The organism is Acidobacteriota bacterium (assembly GCA_012729555.1).
Taxonomy (GTDB): Bacteria; Acidobacteriota; UBA6911; order UBA6911; family UBA6911; genus UBA6911.
The window spans coordinates 14,399-32,193 of the sequence record JAAYCX010000088.1 but is presented as its reverse complement, the minus strand read 5'-3'; the positions used below and the strand labels follow the sequence as shown (position 1 = coordinate 32,193).

Annotated in this window: 15 protein-coding genes; 6 read left to right on the top strand and 9 right to left on the bottom strand. The window is 67.3% G+C overall.

Annotation, left to right across the window (positions count from 1 at the left end; translation table 11 throughout):
- Positions 1-430 precede the first annotated feature (430 nt).
- Entirely contained in the window at positions 431-865 is a 435-nt protein-coding gene (locus tag GXY47_14880; protein NLV32424.1) for a hypothetical protein, read from the top strand.
- Positions 759-1,529: an ADP-ribosylglycohydrolase family protein gene (locus GXY47_14875; GenBank protein NLV32423.1), complete on the top strand. Its 771-nt coding sequence runs from the start codon at positions 759-761 to the stop codon at positions 1,527-1,529. The genes GXY47_14880 and GXY47_14875 overlap by 107 nt, the downstream gene beginning before the upstream one ends.
- A gap of 308 nt (positions 1,530-1,837) precedes the next feature.
- On the opposite strand, the gene GXY47_14870 is transcribed toward GXY47_14875, so the two are convergent.
- Positions 1,838-3,010 carry a mechanosensitive ion channel family protein gene (locus GXY47_14870; GenBank protein ID NLV32422.1) on the bottom strand — a complete coding sequence of 391 codons (1,173 nt, stop codon included), beginning with the start codon at positions 3,008-3,010 and terminating at the stop codon, positions 1,838-1,840.
- A 169-nt stretch (positions 3,011-3,179) separates the two neighbouring features.
- Between GXY47_14870 and GXY47_14865 the strand changes: the two genes are divergently transcribed.
- The 3 genes from GXY47_14865 to GXY47_14855 are packed head-to-tail and all read left to right on the top strand — an operon-like array spanning position 3,180 to position 6,868.
- A complete protein-coding gene (locus tag GXY47_14865) occupies positions 3,180-4,220 on the top strand; it encodes a GNAT family N-acetyltransferase (protein ID NLV32421.1) in 1,041 nt (346 codons plus the stop codon).
- Entirely contained in the window at positions 4,217-5,377 is a 1,161-nt protein-coding gene (locus GXY47_14860) for an alanine/ornithine racemase family PLP-dependent enzyme (GenBank protein NLV32420.1), read from the top strand. Before GXY47_14865 ends, GXY47_14860 begins: the two co-directional genes overlap by 4 nt.
- 12 nt (positions 5,378-5,389) lie before the next feature.
- Positions 5,390-6,868, top strand: coding sequence for a sodium:solute symporter family protein (locus GXY47_14855; protein NLV32419.1), 1,479 nt, complete (start codon positions 5,390-5,392; stop codon positions 6,866-6,868).
- Here GXY47_14855 and GXY47_14850 read toward each other — a convergent pair.
- The 4 genes from GXY47_14850 to trkA are packed head-to-tail and all read right to left on the bottom strand — an operon-like array spanning position 6,858 to position 12,429.
- Positions 6,858-8,054: an endo-1,4-beta-xylanase gene (locus GXY47_14850; protein ID NLV32418.1), complete on the bottom strand. Its 1,197-nt coding sequence runs from the start codon at positions 8,052-8,054 to the stop codon at positions 6,858-6,860. The genes GXY47_14855 and GXY47_14850 overlap by 11 nt on opposite strands.
- Positions 8,055-8,066: 12 nt before the next feature.
- Complete coding sequence (locus GXY47_14845) at positions 8,067-9,593, bottom strand: glycosyl hydrolase 43 family protein (GenBank protein ID NLV32417.1); 1,527 nt, start codon at positions 9,591-9,593, stop codon at positions 8,067-8,069.
- 11 nt (positions 9,594-9,604) lie between these two features.
- Positions 9,605-11,053, bottom strand: a complete 1,449-nt coding sequence (locus GXY47_14840) for a TrkH family potassium uptake protein (protein NLV32416.1) — start codon at positions 11,051-11,053, stop codon at positions 9,605-9,607.
- An 8-nt stretch (positions 11,054-11,061) separates the two neighbouring features.
- Positions 11,062-12,429: a Trk system potassium transporter TrkA gene (trkA, locus tag GXY47_14835; protein NLV32415.1), complete on the bottom strand. Its 1,368-nt coding sequence runs from the start codon at positions 12,427-12,429 to the stop codon at positions 11,062-11,064.
- An 87-nt stretch (positions 12,430-12,516) separates the two neighbouring features.
- On the opposite strand from trkA, the gene GXY47_14830 reads away from it, so the two are divergent.
- A complete protein-coding gene (locus GXY47_14830; GenBank protein ID NLV32414.1) occupies positions 12,517-13,446 on the top strand; it encodes an SDR family NAD(P)-dependent oxidoreductase in 930 nt (309 codons plus the stop codon).
- A 9-nt stretch (positions 13,447-13,455) separates the two neighbouring features.
- Here the strand turns inward: GXY47_14830 and GXY47_14825 are convergent, their stop codons facing one another.
- From GXY47_14825 to GXY47_14810, 4 genes are all read right to left on the bottom strand, one after another.
- Positions 13,456-14,817 carry a sigma-54-dependent Fis family transcriptional regulator gene (locus tag GXY47_14825; protein ID NLV32413.1) on the bottom strand — a complete coding sequence of 454 codons (1,362 nt, stop codon included), beginning with the start codon at positions 14,815-14,817 and terminating at the stop codon, positions 13,456-13,458.
- Positions 14,807-16,285: a hypothetical protein gene (locus tag GXY47_14820; protein NLV32412.1), complete on the bottom strand. Its 1,479-nt coding sequence runs from the start codon at positions 16,283-16,285 to the stop codon at positions 14,807-14,809. The genes GXY47_14825 and GXY47_14820 overlap by 11 nt, the downstream gene beginning before the upstream one ends.
- A gap of 6 nt (positions 16,286-16,291) precedes the next feature.
- The gene (locus GXY47_14815; protein ID NLV32411.1) at positions 16,292-16,915 is read right to left on the bottom strand and encodes a hypothetical protein; all 624 of its coding nucleotides are present in this window, start codon (positions 16,913-16,915) and stop codon (positions 16,292-16,294) included.
- Between the two features lie 76 nt (positions 16,916-16,991).
- A complete protein-coding gene (locus tag GXY47_14810) occupies positions 16,992-17,708 on the bottom strand; it encodes an RNA polymerase sigma factor (protein ID NLV32410.1) in 717 nt (238 codons plus the stop codon).
- Positions 17,709-17,795: the final 87 nt, after the last annotated feature.

Here is a 17,795-nt window from a genome sequence, read left to right as displayed (position 1 = left end):
TTCTGGTCCGTGCGGTTTTTTTGGACATAGGCCGGGTGTTGCTGCCGGTAGCGCCGCTGATAGCCGACGTTTTGGGCGCGCCACTTCTGATTGCTGTCCCGGCATACCAGGCGATACTCGGCATCGCTGCGGTACTTTCGGCGGTGATACTCAGTCCGCCAGCGCCGTCGGCATTCCGGTTTTGAACAGACGCGTTGATCAGGATGAAATTTCGAGGGTGAGAACTTTGTACCGCAGTATGGGCAACATCGGGGTTCAGCCGTCATTGTGCGCTCCCGGATTGGAATCGACTGTCGATTCTCACCTCCGAGAGTCATAAATGAAAGCCAGCTGCCGCCTCCGGCCCTATATATAGAAACTTCTATAGAGTTTTTGTACCGCCTCCCCGCAGATTAACCATCCAACCCGGGCCCCTTCCATTTTCCTGGAAATGGTTCCCTTTGTAAGTCCCGGGGACATCGAGCGGTTGAAGTCGGAGGTGTCGGTGGAGCGGCTGGCGGAGGCGAGGGGGATCCGGCTGGAGCGGCACGGGGCGGACCTGATCGGGCTGTGCCCGTTCCATGAGGACCGGAACCCGTCGCTGGTGATCTCACCGGGCAAAAACCTGTGGCAATATCTCAATCAGGAGATACGGAGCTGTCATTGGTTCTCCAATTCAAAACATAAAACGGCAACGGGAGGAATATTCCGGCTCGGCCCCGGAATTTCCATTAGAATGGCGGGAGGAAACGGGACGATCCGGTTCCCGGGGAGGCGGCATGATCGGTGCGATCGCGGGCGACATCATCGGATCGGTATACGAGGCCCATCCCATCAAGACCAGGGATTTCCCCCTATTCGGCCCCGGTTGCCGGTTCACCGATGACACGGTCCTCACCGTCGCCGTGGCGCAGGCGATCCTGGAGGACGGGGATTACGCCCGCTGGATCCGGGAGATCGGCCGGCGGCACCCCCGGGCGGGCTACGGCGGCGCCTTTTCCGGCTGGCTCTCTTCCGATGCGCCGGAACCGTACCACAGCTGGGGCAACGGGTCCGCCATGCGCGTCGGCCCGGTGGGGTGGGCGTACGAAAGCATCGACGAGGTGCTCGGGGAGGCCGCCCGTTCGGCCGCAATCACCCATGACCACCCCGAAGGGATCAAGGGCGCCCAGGCGGCGGCCCTGGCCGTTTTCCTGGCCAGAACGACAGGGGACAAGGAACGGATTCAAAGGGAAGTGACGGCGAGGTTCGGGTACGACCTCACCCGCACGCTGGAGGAAATCCGGCCCGCCTACGCCTTCGACGTTTCCTGCCGGGGCACGGTGCCGGAAGCGGTCATCGCCTTCCTCGAATCGGAGTCCTACGAAGATGCCGTGCGCAACGCGGTATCCCTCGGAGGCGACAGCGACACCCTGGCCGCGATCGCCGGCGCGATCGCCGAGGCCTACTACGGTTTCATCGCAGAGCCCATCCTGGAAAAAGTGCGGTCGTGCCTGACTCCGGACCTCTGGTCGATCACGGAGCGGTTTCGCGGCAGATTCGTTCAATAACCTCGGGGACACCCCCCGCGTTTGCCGTTTTCCTGAAATCACCGGAGGGGGAACAAATTCCTCGACGAAAGGAGGCGGCATGAAGGGTTTTTTAAACGGGCTGTTTTTTTCCTGTTTCCATTCCTTTGCCTGGTGCTTTTGGGATCGAGGGCAGGCGCCCAGCCGGGAGCGCTCAATCCTCCGCTGCTGGAATGCGGGCGGCAGGGGGCTGATCAAGGGGTCTCCATCGCCCTGGAAGCGGGCGACGGGATCTACGTCGGGTCGTTCCAGGGTGACCGGCTGGTCCAATTGCCCCGCAGGCCGCGGCCTTAACCGGACGCGAGCTGTACGCTCGTATCCGCTGGGGGGACGAAGGGTTCGGGGGCGCCCGGGGGGAGCGACTCCACGTACAGCGAGCGGCTGGGCAAGGCGAAGCCGCTCCCGGCTTCCTCGACGATCTCCTTGACCCGGTAGGCGAGCCGCTCCTTGATCTCGAGCCACTCGCCCCAGACGGTGGTGCGGGTGAAGCAGTAGACCATGATGTCGATCGAGGAGTCGCTGAAGCGGTCGATGCGGACGAAGGTGGGCACCTCGGGAGGGTGGGCGAAATCCCCCGATTCCAGGATGTGGCGCTCGATGCCGTCGCGGATGCGGCGCAGTTGCTCCACCCGGGTCGAGTAGAGAACGCCGATGGTCCAGTAGATCCGGCGGTGGGTCATGGCCGAGAAATTGGTCACGACGTTGTCGGAGAGGTTGGCGTTGGGGACGTAGACGGGGGCCTTGTCGAAGCGCCGCACCAGGGTGGAGCGGAAGCCGATGGCCTCCACCGTCCCTTCCACCACCCCCTCCACCTCGATCCAGTCTCCCGGGCTGAAGCGGTGTTCGGCGATGATGAGGATGCCCGAGATCAGGTTCTTGAACAGGTCCTGGGCCCCGAGCGCGACGGCCACGCCGAACAGGCCCAGCCCGGCCAGCAGCGGCAGGACCTGGATGCCCCAGATTTCCAGGATGGTGCCGGCGCCGATGAAGATGAAGGCGATGCGGATGCTCTTCAGGAGCCACTCGACCATGGTGGGGGAGAAGATCTCCTCGACCTGCCTGAAGAGAAAGGAGAGGGGGTGCACCAGGCGCACCAGGCTCCAGAAGAGGAACCAGACGATGAGCGAGCGCAGGAGGCGGTGGGCGATGTCGGCCAGCGAGCCCGAAAGGGCCAGGTATTCCGTGGCGAAGAAGAAGCCGAGGATGACGGGGATGAAGGTGAACGGCTTTTCGAGCACCTCGACGACCTCGTCGTCGAACCGGAACCGGGTTTTTTGGGCTACGGCGGCCAGCCTCCGGATGATGAAGCGGGCGATCAGGTGGCGAAAGACGAGGAAAAGGAAGAAGAGGAACAGGGCGACGAGGATCCTGCCGATATCGATGCCCAGGACTCCGTCCTGCCAGACGTCCACCACCACCAGCCAGAACTGCCTGAAGTTTTCGACGATATGTTCCCAGCTCATGGCACCTTTCCCGGTCTGATCCAACTTTCAGCCCCCCTCGGGGGGACGGTCCGGCAATGAACGGCTATCCTGCATTTACACAAGCATATAGCCTGGTCCATCCCCATTTTTTTATTGACCTATTATACATGGGGGAGTATGTTTTGTACTCAAAATATTTGAGATGAAAATGACAAACACACTTTTTCCAGAACAGAAAATGCTCGATGACGTGCTGGTGGCCCTGCGCCGCATCGTACGCTCGATCGACCTGCATTCCAAGAAACTGATCCAGAGCCATCGCCTGACCATTCCCCAGGTGGTGCTCCTGCGCGAAATCCAGCGCCGGGGCCGCGTCTCGCTGGGGGACCTGGCCCGCAGCGCCAGCCTCAGCAACGCCACCGTGACCGGGATCGTGGACCGGCTGGAGGCCCGCGGCCTGGTGCGCCGGGAGCGGGGCGACGCCGACCGGCGCCAGGTTTTCGTCGAGGTCGCCCCGGCCGGGGCCGAGGCCGTGAAGGCCCTCCCCCCGCTCCTGCAGGAAGACTTCGTCCGCAAGCTCGAGGGGCTCCAGAAGTGGGAGCAGGCGCAGATCCTCTCCTCGCTCGAACGGGTGGCCGGTTTCATGGACGAGGGGAGGACGGCGGCCGAGCCGATCCTGGTCCCCCACGCCCTGACCGACACCGCCGACGACCTCGGCGGGGGGGAGGGGGCGCGGTCCGGGGCCGTGAAGGGAAAGGGCCCCGGTGCGGAAAGAGGGGCGGGGCGGCCGGAGGAAGCGGTTTCGGGCCTGCGCCTGCACGTCGCGCGCTCGCTCGCGGAGTTTCCCCCGGGGGTGGATCTCGAGGGGCTGACCCGGTTTCTGCACGAGAGCCTCAAGCCCTACGAGGACGCGCCCGAGGACATCGAGCGCGGGATCCTGGACGCCCTCCAGGCCGAAGGGCGGCCGGGCGGGTTTCTCGTGATCGCCGAGATCGAGGGGGCGCTCGCCGGGGCCCTGGTCATGCAGGGCACGGGCATGAAGGGCTATGTCCCCGAGAACCTCCTCCTCTTCGTGGCCGTCGCGCCCGAGCGGCGCGGCAGGAGCCTGGGCCGGCTGCTCATCGAGCGGGCCGTCCGGGAGTCGGAAGGGAACATCAAGCTTCACGTCGAATACGACAACCCCGCGCGCCGTCTCTACGAACGGATCGGGTTCACGAGCAAGTACGCGGAAATGAGGTACGTGAAATGAACAGGGTCCTCATCGATCTCGAGGCGCTGGGGCGGAACCTGAAAATCATCGGCGGCTGGATGCGCGAGCACGGAGCCTCCTGGACGGTGGTGACCAAGGTGCTGTGCGGGCACGCCGACACCCTCCGGGCCCTGCAGGCCATGGGGGTCCGCTCGATGGGGGACTCGCGGCTCGAAAACCTGCGCGCGATCGAGCGGATCGTGCCCGATTTCGAATCGTGGTACCTGCGGGTGCCGGACCTGACCGCGGTGGCGGACGTGGTGCGGCTCACCGACGTCAGCCTCAACAGCGAAATCCGCATCATCGAGGCGCTCAACGAGGAGGCGCGCCGGCTCGGCCAGGTGCACGGGGTCGTGATCATGATCGAACTGGGGGACCTCCGGGAGGGGATCCTGCCGGGGTCGCTGATCGATTTCTACAAGTACGTGTTCGAGCTGTCCCATATCGAGGTGAAGGGGATCGGGGCCAACCTCGGCTGCCTGGCGGGCGCCGTTCCCACGGTGGACCAGTTCATGCAGCTGGCGCTCTACCGGGAACTCCTGGAGCTGAAATTCGAGCACCCGCTCCCGCTGATATCGGCGGGGTCCTCGGCCGTGCTCCCCCTCCTCATCAGCGGCCAGCTCCCCAGGGCCATCAATCACTTCCGCATCGGGGAGGCGATCTTCCTGGGCAACGACCTGCTGAGCGGGGGACTGCTCCCCGGCCTGCGGGGGGACGCCGTCGTCCTGGAAGCCGAGATCGCCGAAATCAAGGAGAAGAGCCTGGTTCCCCTGGCCGAGACCACCTCGATCACGCCCTTCATTTCAGAGGTGAGCGACGACAGGACGCCGGGGCAGAGGGGGTACCGGGCGCTCGTCAGCGTGGGGAACCTCGACACGGAGATATCGGGGCTGAGCCCCATCAAGGAACGCTATTCCATCGCGGGGGCCTCGAGCGACATCACCGTGGTCAATATCGGCGAGGACGCCGACGGCCTGAAGGTGGGCGACACGATCCGCTTCCGCCCCAACTACGCGGCGTTTCTGCGCCTGATGAGCGGCCGCTACATCCAGCGGGAGGTCGTGCCCGCGATCTCCGAATTCCAGAAGAACTACGCCCTGGACCCCTTCACCGTCGACCCCGTCCTGGAGCCGTCCGAAGACCCCGGACGGCAATAGGGGAGGATGCCGTTGTCCGACACCCTGATCATCTGGGCCATCGTCGCCGCCTACATGGCCTTCATCTTCGTGAAAGGGATCTCCAAGGCGCGCCGGATAGGGGACACCGACGATTTCCTGGTCGCCGGGCGCAACGTCGGCTGGTTCATGCTCTTCTGCACCATGGGGGCCACCGTCATCGGCGGCGGCTCCTCCATCGGCGCCATCGGCAAGACCTACGACTGGGGCGTGCTGATGCTGCTGGTCTCCACCGGCTGGTACCTGCACTTCATCTTCTCCGGCCTGGTGGTCGCCCCGCAGTTCCGCCGGGCGGAGCTGTACACGGTGGCGGGGTACTTCGGCCACCGCTTCGGCGAGGGCCCCCGCTTCGTGATGATGGTCCTGTCGCTCCTCTTTTCCGTTTTCATAGTGGCGGCGCAGATGGCGGCTTTCGGCAGCGTGCTGGCGACCCTGATGCCCGAGTTCGCCGACATGTCGCGGGTGCTGGCATGGGCGATCCTGATCGGCGGCGCCATGGTCGTCATCTACAGCACCGCCGGGGGCCTGCTGGCGGTAATCCACACCGATGTCTACCAGTTCGTCATCCTGCTGGCGGGATTCGGCGTCACCCTCCTGTTCTGCGTCCCGGACATCGCGGCCGCTTCGCTGGAGGAGGTCCCGCGCTGGTTTTTCCTCCCGCAGGGGAACCGGGGGTGGCTCTTTCTCGTCACCACCTTCCTGGCGTTCCTCCTGGGGGAGACCTTCGCCCCCGGCTACGCCACCCGCTACTGCGTCGGGCGCGACGTGCGCGAGACCAGGAGGGGGATCGCGGGGGTCGGGGTCTTCCTCGCCCTGGTCTTCCCCGCGGTCCTGTTCTGCATCGCCCTCTACGCGCGGGTCCACTTTCCCGACATCGACCCGCAGCAGGCCCTGCCGATGGTGATCATGCAGCTGCACAACCCCTGGGTTGCGGGGCTGATGATCGGGGCCCTGATGATGGCCGTCATGTCCTCGGCCGATTCGGCGCTGAATTCGGCGACGACCATCTTCGTGAAGGACCTTTTCGAGCACCAGCTGGGGTGGAAGGACCGGGGGGACGGCCGCATGCTCCGGCTGGCGCGGATCTGGACGGTGCTGCTGGGCTGCACGGCGATCGCCGTGGCGGTTTCCTGGCCCGACATCATCGGGCTGCTCCTGTTCACCTATCACATCTGGGCGCCGGCCGTCATCCTGCCGGTCTGCGTCGGGGCGCTGGTGCGGAAGCGCTCCCCGGCGCTGACGCGGAACATCTTCGTCACCATGATCGCGGCGACGGGGCTGACGCTCCTCTACCGGGCGATCCTCTGGGTGCAGGGGCGGGGCTGGTGGTCCCCGCTGGGGGAGGACGTTTTCGGCCTCCTCGAAAACCTGGACCCGAGCGTTTTCGGCGTGGCCGCCTCCTGCGTCGTTTTCTTCCTCCTGAGCCTCCGGGTGCGGATGCGGCGCACCGGGAGCGGCGGCGCTACCGGCTAGAGGGGAGGCGCAGCAGGCGGTCGAGCGCCGGTTTGGGCCGTCCGTCCCTCCGGTAGAGCAGGGGATAGTTGGTTCTCCCCGGGACCGGATAGTCGTTCTTCCACGACATGCCGTCGTGTACCCCCCAGAAGGTGACCCGGTCGATCTTGTCGCGCCGGCCGTGGAAAATCCGGAAGAGCGTTTCGTAACGGTCCGCCAGCTGCTTCTCGACCCCTTCGGGCAGGCCGCCGGCGTACGGGTCGAGGAAGGCCTTGAATTCCTCGAGCTGGAACTGCGCGTGGCTCATGACGCTGCCGATGACCTGCCCCTCGCGCGTCAGGGGGAGCACGTCCACGTCCAGTTCGGTGATCATCACCTTCACGCCGAGCGCCGCGTAGGCGTCGATCGCCGCCTCGACATGTTCGGTCCGGGGATAATGCAGCCCCCAGTGCCCCTGCATCCCGACACCGTCGATCCGGATCCCCTCCTGCTGCAGCATCCGCACCAGCCGCACGATGCCGTCCCTTTTCGACGGGCGCCAGGCGTTGAAGTCGTTGTAGTACAGTTCCGCGCCGGGAGCGTAACGGGCGGCGAACCGGAAGGCCGACTTCACCAGCAGGTCGCCGTCCCCCACCCCCTCGACCCACCGCGTCGGCCGGTAGGAGCCGTCGTCGGCGATCACCTCGTTGACCACGTCCCAGGCGTCCACCCTCCCGGCGTAGCGTCCCGCCACCGCCTCGATGTGCTCGCGCATCCGTTCGATCAGGGCCGCGCGCGTCTTCGGCTTCCCCCCGCCGTCGGTGAAGAACCAGTCGGGCGTCTGGTTGTGCCACACCAGGGTGTGCCCGACGACGAACATGCCGCTTTTTTCGGCGAAATCGACGAAGGCGTCCGCCGGCCCGAAATTGTAGACGCCGGGGCGGGGGTTGACGGCTTCGGCCTTCATCGCGTTCTCGGGGGTGAGGGTGTTGAAGTGCCGCAGCACGACATCGCCCCACGCCTTGTCCCTGCCCGACGCGATGGCGTCATTGACCGCGCAGCCGACCAGGAACGCGTCGCGGTAGGCCTCCTTCAGGGTGCCGCCCGCGTCGGGGTCCGAACGGGCGCCGAGGGCGCCGCACACGGCGAGGGCGCCGCACACGGCGGAGGCGCCGCACACGGCGGAGGCGCCGAGAAGCCCGAGGGCCAGCAGTCCGATCCTATGCATGCCCTTCCTCCCTCAGCGCCCGCCGAGGGCGTCCAGCGACGGGCCCGGGCGGTAGCGGATGTAGTCGAAGTCGGCGGCCCCGCCCCCGGGACCGTAGCTGAACACGGAGATGCGCGCCCCCTTCCAGTGGCGGAAACGGAGCTGGAAAGCCGCGCCGGTTTCGGCGAACGTCCGCCCGTCGAGGCTGTACAGGAGCCGCCCCCGGTCCCCCTCGTAGAGCCCCCGCAGCCAGACCCGGTCGCCCCGGAGCACGGGGCCGGCGCCCCCTTCCCAGGCGATGCGGCGGGCCCCGTCGCGCTGCTGGACCCCGATCCAGCCGAAGTCGCTGCCGCTCATGAAGGCGAAACCGGCGCGCTGCCCCTCGCTCATGCGGGCGGCGTCCATCTCGACGTCCACCACCCCGGCGTCGTCCCAGAGCTTCTGCGTCAGGGTGTTCGGCGCCTCGGCCAGGGATGGTGCGGGTAGCGCGGTCAGCCGCAGCCAGCCGGGGCGCGCGGAAAGCGACCAGCGCGCCGGGTCCGGGTTGTGGTTCCACTGCCAGATGGGGGAGAGGGTCCGGGCTTCGAATTCATCCCCCGTCTCCGGGCGCCGGACCGGGTAGATCCGGCCGACATCGGGCTTGGGATGGCGGTCGACCGTTTTTCCCCCGTCGCCGAAGACGGGCCATCCCTCCTCCGTCCAATGCACCGGGAGGAGGTGGCAGATGCGGCCGAGGTGCCCGGAGGACTTGAAGCCCACGAACCAGCCCTCCCCGTTTTCGAGCGTCACCATCCCCCCCTGGTGGGGGCTCCCGGGCGGGAGGACTTCGCGCCGTTCGTAGGGGCCGTAGATGTCTTTCGAGCGCAGGACCGTCTGTCCGCCGCGCTCGACCCCCCCCTCGGGGAGGGAAATGTAATAGTACCCGCCGCGCCGGAACAGTTTGGGCCCCTCGGCCACCGGGCCGCGGTAGATCTCTCGCCCCTCGTCGAGGAGGCGGGTCCCGTCCGGGCTCATCCGGTGGAGGATGAGGGGACCCGCGCCCACCTGGCTGCGGACGAGATAGGCCGTCCCGTCCTCGTCCCAGAAGGGGCAGGGGTCTTCCCACCCCTCCACGGCGCGGACCGTGACCGTTTTCGACCAGGGCCCCCTCATGTCCGGGGCATGCCACATGAACAGTCCGTCCCTGGGGGTGCAGACAAAAATGTAGAAGGTCCCGTCGTGACGGCCGACGGCGGGGGCCCAGGTCCCCTGGGCGTAGCCCTTCATGGCGTCATATTTCGGATCCATATCCAGGCGGTCGAACACCTGGCCGACGACGGTCCAGTTGACGAGGTCGCGCGAATGGAGCACCTGCATGCCGACGAAGTGGAAATCGGAGGCGATGAGGTAGAAGTCGTCGCCATGGCGGATGATGTCGGGATCGGAATAATCCGCCTTCAGGATGGGGTTGCGGTAGGTCCCGTCCCCCTGGTCTCCCCAGGGCAGGATCCTGCCGTCCCGGCCGGGGGCGGCGGGGAGCAGGAAAAGGGAAAGGGCGCAGACTGCCAGTTTTGCTTTCATCGGGACCTCCGTCAACGCCGCCAGAAGGCGGGGGTGAACAGGACCAGGACGGTGTAGAACTCGAGCCTCCCGGCGATCATGCAGAGGCCGAGGACCCACTTGGCCAGGGCCGGGAGATGGCCGTAATGATCGGCCGGGCCCACGGCCCCCAGCCCCGGGCCGATGTTGAACATGCTGGCCGGCACGGCGCTCACGGCGGTCAGGAGGTCGACCCCCGCCGCCGTCAGCAGCAGGCAGCCGGTAAAATAGACCAGGAAGGTCAGGTAGACCAGGTTCAGGAGCCCCTGGATCGCGTTTTCGGGATAGGCCGCGGACCCCAGCCGGACCGCGAAGACGCCGCGGCGCTCGACCAGGCGCTTGAATTCGCGCCCGATCACCTTCAGGAGCAGGAGGACGCGCGACGCTTTCAGCCCCCCCGCGGTCGATCCGGTAGAGCCCCCGATGAACATGAGCAGGAGCAGGACCTGCTGGGGGAACGGGTGCCACGCCTCGAAATCGGCCGTGACGAAGCCGGTGGTGGTGATGATGGAGGTGACCTGGAAGAGGGAACGGCGCAGGGCCTCAGACGGGGTCAGCCCGCCGCCGGGAAGGAGGGCCACCAGGATCGCCGCCGTCGCCAGGGCCACCACGCCGAGAAAGAAACGGAGCTCGATATCGGAGAGGAAGCCTCTCACGCGGCGCTCGACCCAGAGCCGGTAGTGGAGGGTGAAGTTGACGGCCGCCAGGAGCATGAAGAGGATGAGGATCCCCTCGATCCTGGGGCTTCCGAAAGCCGCGATGCTGGCCGTCCGGGTGGAGAAGCCGCCGGTTCCCAGGGTCGAGAAGGCGTGGCAGAGGGCTTCGAACGGGTCCATCCCCGCCCAGCGCAGGGCGAGATAGAGCGCGGCCGTCAGCCCGAAATAGATCTTCCAGAGGGCCAGGGCGGTCTCCCGGATGCGGGGGCGGATCTTTTCCGATTTGGCGCCGGAAAATTCGGCGCGGTACAGCGGCATGCCGCCGATCCCCACCAGCGGCAGGACGGCGATTCCGAGCACCACGATTCCCATCCCCCCCAGCCAGTGGGAGAAGCAGCGCCAGAACTGCAGGCTGTGGGAGAGGACCTCGACGTCGGCCAGCACGGTGGCCCCGGTGGTGGTGAACCCCGAAGTGGATTCGAAGAAGGCGTCGGTGAAGGACGGGAAATGGGGGGAGAGGTAAAAGGGGAGGGAGCCGAGAAGGCCCGTGGCGACCCACACCATGCCGACCAGCAGCAGCGCTTCCCGCTGCGTCAGGTCTCCCCTGGGGCGGCGGGTGGAGAAGACCAGGACCAGTCCCGCTCCCGCGGTGGCGGCGACGGCGCCGGCGAAGGGGAGGGGGGGGTCGCCGATCGCGAGGGCGTAGCCGAGCGGGATGCCCATGACGGCCGCCAGCGCCACGAGAAAGCGTCCGAGGATGTGCAGCAGGGGGGCGATGTGGGTCACGGCTCGGGTCAGCTCCCGGATTCGGAAAGAAAGGCGGATTCGAGCAGGGGGACGGAAGTCTCCAGGGCGAAGCAGATGATCCGGTCCCCCGCCTCGACGGCATCCTCGCCGCGGGGCACGATCACCTCCCCGCCGGGACGGACGATGGCGCCGATGATGCATTCATGCGGCAGGTGCACGTCCTGGAGCCTCTTGCCCACGACCCGGGAGCGGGAGGCGGCGATCAGTTCGATCGATTCGGCCTCCTGCTCGCGAAAGGAGGTGACGGAGATGACGCGCCCCTTGCGGACGAAGCGCAGGATCCGGTCCACGGCCGCCAGGCGCGGGCTCACGGTGGTCGTGATCCCGAGGCGCTGCACCATCGGCAGGTAGTTCAGGCGGTTGATCAGGGTGACGACCTTGCGCGCGCCCAGCGTGCGCGCCATCAGGGACGCCATGATGTTGTCCTCGTCGTCACCGGTGAGCGCCAGGAAAGCCCCGACGTCCTGGATGTTTTCCTCCGCGAGGGTGGATTCCTCGGTGCCGTCGGCATGGATGACGATGGTCTTTTTCAGGATGCGCGAGATCAGCTCGCAGCGCGCCCCGTCCCGCTCGAACAGCTTGACGTCGATCCCGCTCTCTTCCAGGCGCTGGGCCAGTTCGATCCCCAGCTGCTTGCCGCCGAGGATGAACACGCGGTCGAGCTTCTGCCGGGTGGCGAGGCCCATGAATCCGAAGGCGGAATCCAGGTCCTCCGTCCGGGACATGAAGTAGATGTGGTCGCCCGGGATCAGGACCTCCCCGCCGTGCGGGATGATGGCCTGCTGGTCGCGGAAGATCATGGCGATCAGCCCCTTGCGGATGGATCGTCCCTCGTCGATCTCGTCGATGCGCCGGTGGGCGAGCCAATGGGCCTCGTCGATCGTCATCCCGAACAGTTTCACCCGCCCTTCGGCGAAATCGAGGATGTCGCTGACGCCGGGGATGTGGATGACGCGCAGGATCCGGTCGGTGATGTCCGTTTCCGGGTGGATGATCAGGTCGATCGGGATGTTGGCCTGGCGGCAGAGGGTGCGCCAGTGCTCCACTTCGTGCGTCCGCAGGCGGGCGACCCGGACCTTGGCCTGCGATTCCACGGAAGCGATCAGGCAGAAGAGCAGGTTGACCTGGTCGACGCTGGTCAGGGCGATGAGCATGTCGGCCTGGGCGATCCCCGCCTTGCGGAGCGTGGCGATGCTGGCCGCGTTCCCCTGGATGATCCTGGCGTCCAGCATCCCCTCCAGTTCCCGGCAGCGGTCCCCCTCCTGTTCCACGATGACGACCTCGTTCCCCTCGTGGATGAGGCGGCTGGCGACAAGCGCGGAGGTCTGCCCCCCGCCGGCGATCAGGATCCTCATGGCATTCTCTCTCACACGGGTTTCGGGTTGTCGGGTACAATACGCGCACTATCATACACGCTTTGGTTTTCGGGGGAAATGCGGCATTTGGACATCATCCGGGGGGTGGGGCATATGGGCGGGATGCTGAAAGGAAGGGTAGCGGCGGTTACGGGCGCCGGCAACGGCCTGGGGCGGGCGCACGCGCTCGCGTTCGCGGCCCAGGGGGCACGCGTGGTGGTCAACGACCTGGGCACGTCGCACGACGGGTACGGAGAGTCGCCGGGCCCGGCGGACCGGACGGTGGGGGAGATCCGGGCCGCCGGGGGGACGGCGGTGGCGAATCACGGGAGCGTCGCGACCGAGGAGGGGGCGGGTTCGGTCGTGGAACAGGCGATCCGGGAGTTCGGCCGGATAGACATCCTCGTCAACAACGCGGGGGTCATCCGCCACCAGAACGTGGACGAGATCCAGACCGGTGATTGGGACCTGATGGTGCGGACCCACCTGTACGGGATGATGTTCGCGACGCGCGCGGCCGCGGCGCACATGAAGGCGCGGGGTTACGGGCGCATCCTCTGCACCTCCTCCCATATCGGGTTCGGGTTTGCCGGGCAGGCGGCCTACTCCACGGTGAAGGAGGGGATCGTGGGGTTCGCGCGCACGGTGGCGCGGGAACTGGCGCCGTACGGGATCACCTGCAACGTCCTGCGCCCGATCGCCGCCTGGCGCGGCACGGCGCCGGAGATCCGCAACCCCTTGTTCGAATCGAACCGGCCCGAGGACGTGGCCGCGCTGGCGACGTACCTCGTCAGCGAGGGGGCGGATTCGATCAACGGCTGCATCTTCGAGGTCCTGCGGGGACACGTGGGGATCTTCGTCGACCCCCCGCCGGTGGCCCGGACGATCCGGAGGGAGGGGGGGTGGACGGCCGAGGAACTCGCCGCGGCCGTCCCCGCGGAACTGACCCCGGGGCGGACGCGCGAGGATTTCCCCTTCACGCTGCCCGACGTGTTCCGCCCGCTCATGGAGAAGTAGGGCGCGGGGTCAGTCCAGCCCGTATTCGCGCAGCTTGTCGTACAGGAGGCGGCGGTGGATCCTGAGGATCTCGGCCGCCCGCGTGCGGTTTCCGCCCGAGGCGGCGAGGGCCCGTTCGATCATCCCGCGCTCGAGTCGGGCGACGGCCGCGTGCAGCCCTTCCTCGAGCGGGAAGCCGTTGATCGCGTCGTCGGCCGCCGGCGGCGCATCGAGCGCCACGTGTTCGCGCCGGAGCACTCCCGACCGGCCCAGAATCAGGGCCCGCTCCAGGCAGTGCTCCAGTTCGCGCACGTTTCCGGGCCACTCCTGCCCGGCGAGATACCCGGCCGCGTCCTCCGAAAGAGTGGGGGGCTGCATCTTCAGGCGCGCCGCGGCGCGCCGGAGCAGGTAGGCCGCGAGTTCAGGGATGTCCTCGCGCCGCTGGCGGAGGGGGGGGACGGCGATGGTGACGACGTTGAGGCGGTAATAGAGGTCCTCGCGGAAGCGCCCCTCGCGTACGGCCAGCTCCAGGTCGCAGTTGGTGGCGGCCAGCAAACGCACGTCGAGGGGAATGGTGATGTTGGACCCCAGGCGCTCGATGGAAAACTCCTGCAGCACCCGCAGCAGCTTGACCTGGGTGGAGGGGGTCAGTTCCCCGATCTCGTCGAGGAAGAGAGTGCCGCCGGCCGCGTACTCGAATTTGCCGATCCGGCGCTGGGCGGCGCCGGTGAAGGCCCCGCGCTCGTGGCCGAACATTTCCGCCTCGAGCAGCGTTTCCGGGATGGAGGCGCAGTTGACCTTGACCAGCCGGCGCGAACCGCGCAGGCTGTGGCGGTGGATGGCGCGGGCGACCATCTCCTTTCCCGTCCCCGACTCCCCCCGGATGAGCACCGTGGAGTCGGTGGCGGACACCTGGCCGATCAGCTTGTACAGCTTCTGCATGGCCGGGCTCCGGCCGACGATCTCGTGCCCCGGCCCGGCGTCCTCTTCGCTGCGGTAGGCCTCGAGCTCGCTGGTTTTCCTGCGGTTGTCGATGGCGCGCTCGAGCTGGATCAGCAGTTCGTCGAAATTCAGCGGCTTGGTCAGGTAATCGAACGCCCCGAGGGCCATCGCCTCGATGGCGGCCGCGCTGGTTCCGTAGGCCGTCATGATCAGGACCGCGGGGGGGGCCGGATGGAGCTTCAGCTCGCGCAGCAGCTCGAGCCCGTCCCTCCCCGGCATCCGGATGTCCAGAAGCGCCGCCTCGACCGCGGACTGGGCGAGGTGGAGGGAGGCTTCGGTGCCGTCGGAGGCGCACAGCACGCGGTAGCCCTCGTCCTCGAGCAGGGCGCGGAGCGCCTCGCGCGCCTGCGCCTCGTCCTCGGCGATGAGAATGGACGCTTTAGGCCGCATCCGACGCCCCCCTTTCCTCCGGCAGCGTGAGGATGAAGGTCGTGCCCGGATCCTCCGACTCGAACTGCAGGGAGCCGCCGTGGTTGGCCACGATTTCGCGGGAGACGGCCAGGCCCAGCCCGCTCCCGTTTTCCTTGGTGGTGTAGTAGGCGTCGAAAACGTGGGGACGCACCTCGTCCGGGATGCGGCTGCCGCCGTCGGCGACCCGGATCGAGACCCGGCCGCCCTCCGCCTCGGCCCGGACCGTGACGACCCCCTCCCGGGGGGAGGCGTCGATGGCGTTCAGGAGCAGGTTGATCAGGACCTGAACGATCTGGGGCGCATCGACATCGGCCCGGAGTTCCCCGCGCGGCAGGTCGAGGTCGATGCGGACCTCCTTCTTCTGCATCGGCTCGTGCACCATCTTGACCGCCTGCGAGACGACGGGGGCGATGTCCTGTACGTGCCGGTGGGTCATCACCGGGCGGCCGAAGGCGAGGAGGCGGCCCACGATCAGGTCGAGCCGGTCGATCTCCTCGAGGCATTCGGCGACCTCGGTCGAGGCGGCCACCCCCTTCTTCAGCCGCCGCTCCAGCAGCTGCAGCGTCAGCTTGATGGAGTTGAGCGGGTTGCGGACCTCGTGGGCGACGCCGCTGACGACCTTACCCAGGGCGGCGAGCCGGTCCTGCTGGCGCAGCTTCTGCTCGAGCGCCATGCGCCGCTCCGCCATCAGGTTGATGTCGCGCGCGACCCGGCCCAGGTCGCCCCGCACCGAGGGGAGGCGGAAGGAGAAGTCGTCCTCCAGCCGGCGCAGCCCCTTCTGAATGGAGCGGACGCCCGAATGGAGCCGGTACCAGATGGAGACGATGCCGCCCACGCCCAGCAGGGTCGAGAACCCGAGCGCGATCAGCCACCAGCGGTGCGTGCCGATCAGGGGGTAGCGCAGCACCGGGACGCGGCGCAGGGTCCACAGGACCATGCCGCCCGACCGGACGGCGGCGCCGACGATCAGGTCGCGGTTCTCCCAGTCCGAGCCGCTGACCATGGCATCCGCAGCCCCGGCCCGGGCGGCAAGGGTACGGATGAAGTCGGTCTCCATCCCCGAGAGGCCGGGGCGCGCTTCGGGCTCCTCCTCCGCGGTGGGATAGGCATACCCCGAAACGGCGTCCTCGGCCGGCAGGTACATCCCCCCCTTGATCCCGGGGAAAGCCTGGAGAACGGTGGAGGAGATCCCCTTGAGCGAAATCTCCAGGGCCTGCCGGGGGAGCTGCTCGAGGGGATCGCCCGCATAGGCCGCGCGTTCCCGGACCTGGCTGGCGAGTTCCCGGCAGGCGGTTTCGCAGCGGCGCAGGGCGTCCCCCAGGAGCTTGGCCTCGGTCGTGAACACGACATCGCGCACGATCAGCGCCGCCAGCGCGACAACGGCCAGGGAGGCCGCCCCGATGATGAACGCCTGCGCGCGGAAGCTGACGGGTGCGGGGAAGCGCATGGGCACCTATCGGTAGATGTGGGGATCGGGAATGGTGGCCTGAGCTATGCATTCCAGCGAAAACACGATCAGGGAGGAGGCGTCGCCCAGCAGGCGTGCGCGCTGGTATTCCCGTGCGTCGTAGGCGCCGCGCCCCTGCTGGTAGAGGCTGCGGGCCAGGGTGACATACTGCTCCGATTTGTTGTCCTCGGTGAGGGTGGCGAAATATTCGGCCTGCCGGACCCGGAAGTAGCACCCCTGGAGCACGAATCCCGCTCCCCAGAAGTCCTTGTCCTGGGGGGTGCGCTCCACCTTGCGCGCCCACGCGACCCGGTCGGCGGCGTCGAGCAGGCTGTTGACGGCCGCGATGAGCCGCTCGAACCGGAACCGGTTGTCCGTGGAGCGCCTGGCGCGCTCGAGGAGGTCCGTGGCCTTCGCGTGGAGCAAGGCGATCTCCGGGCCGGGCGGCCGCGCCTCTCTCGCCTTATCGAGCCGCTTGGCGGTCAGTTCCATCCAGTCCGGCCTGGGCCAGCCCTTGGCCCCGTCGGGCCAGGCCTCGGGAATCTCGGGGGCCTGGGCCGGGGCGGACGCCGCCAGGGCGCAGGCCGCCAGGCCGAGCGCCAGAATCATGGTCATCTTCCGTATCTGCATCGTCTGTACCGCTTCCGGGTGACTTCCCTTTATATACCACTATCGGCGGCCGCCGGAAAGAAAAGCGGTCCCGTCCCTAGGAATTGCACAGAACGAGGTCCCGGCGCATTTCGCTGACCTGGGGCACCCGCCGGGGCTGCCGGCGGCAGCAGGCGTCGAGGATGCGCATCAGGTTGGAGGAGGAGAAGTTTTCGGCGATCTCCTGGCACGATTCCATCAACAGGCGCCGGAGGGCGGCCCGGGCGCGGCACGCCTTCACCCTGGCGGCCTGCGGGGTGCAGCGCAAGATCGGCGCGATTTCCTCGTAGGGCAGCTGCTTCAGGTGGTGCAGCACGATAACCTCCTGGTACTCGTCCGGCAGCTGGTTGAGCACCTCCCGGAGCATCTCGCCCAGGTCCGTGCGGTTATCCTCCGCGTAGGGGTCGGGCAGGGCCCGCGGCCGGCGGGTGTCTATCGTGGATTCCTCCAGCTCCAGTTCGGCGAAGGTGTAGGCCTTGCGCCGCCGGAGGCGCCGCCGTTCGTCGAAACAGCGGTTGACGGCGATGCGCCGGAGCCAGGGGTAGAAGGGGCGGTTGAGGTCGAATTTCTTCAGCGAAAAATAGACCTTGCACAGGATCAGCTGAACGATGTCCTCCGCGTCGGCCGCCGGCCCCGCGTGCCAGCACACCAGGCTGGAGAGCTGGGGCTGGTACTTGCGCATCAGCGCTTCAAAGGCGCGCTGATCCCCCTTCTGGCTTTGTCGGATCAGGATCTTGTCCTGGAGGTTCGAATGGGTCCATGTGGCTTGCTGCATAGGCGCTCCGAGAAAAGGGGACCGGCGGATGGGGCGGAATCGCCGATTCTGCCGATCTCCGGCGGGGAAGACGCAATCGGTGTGCCA

Bases quoted from the DNA above. Each gene is read 5' to 3' on its own strand.
- GXY47_14880 (NLV32424.1), top strand. From the start codon at position 431: ATGGTTCCCTTTGTAAGTCCCGGGGACATCGAGCGGTTGAAGTCGGAG.
- GXY47_14875 (NLV32423.1), top strand. From the start codon at position 759: ATGATCGGTGCGATCGCGGGCGACATCATCGGATCGGTATACGAGGCC.
- GXY47_14870 (NLV32422.1), bottom strand. From the start codon at position 3,010: ATGAGCTGGGAACATATCGTCGAAAACTTCAGGCAGTTCTGGCTGGTG.
- GXY47_14865 (NLV32421.1), top strand. From the start codon at position 3,180: ATGACAAACACACTTTTTCCAGAACAGAAAATGCTCGATGACGTGCTG.
- GXY47_14860 (NLV32420.1), top strand. From the start codon at position 4,217: ATGAACAGGGTCCTCATCGATCTCGAGGCGCTGGGGCGGAACCTGAAA.
- GXY47_14850 (NLV32418.1), bottom strand. From the start codon at position 8,054: ATGCATAGGATCGGACTGCTGGCCCTCGGGCTTCTCGGCGCCTCCGCC.
- GXY47_14845 (NLV32417.1), bottom strand. From the start codon at position 9,593: ATGAAAGCAAAACTGGCAGTCTGCGCCCTTTCCCTTTTCCTGCTCCCC.
- trkA (NLV32415.1), bottom strand. From the start codon at position 12,429: ATGAGGATCCTGATCGCCGGCGGGGGGCAGACCTCCGCGCTTGTCGCC.
- GXY47_14825 (NLV32413.1), bottom strand. From the start codon at position 14,817: ATGCGGCCTAAAGCGTCCATTCTCATCGCCGAGGACGAGGCGCAGGCG.
- GXY47_14820 (NLV32412.1), bottom strand. From the start codon at position 16,285: ATGCGCTTCCCCGCACCCGTCAGCTTCCGCGCGCAGGCGTTCATCATC.
- GXY47_14815 (NLV32411.1), bottom strand. From the start codon at position 16,915: ATGCAGATACGGAAGATGACCATGATTCTGGCGCTCGGCCTGGCGGCC.
- GXY47_14810 (NLV32410.1), bottom strand. From the start codon at position 17,708: ATGCAGCAAGCCACATGGACCCATTCGAACCTCCAGGACAAGATCCTG.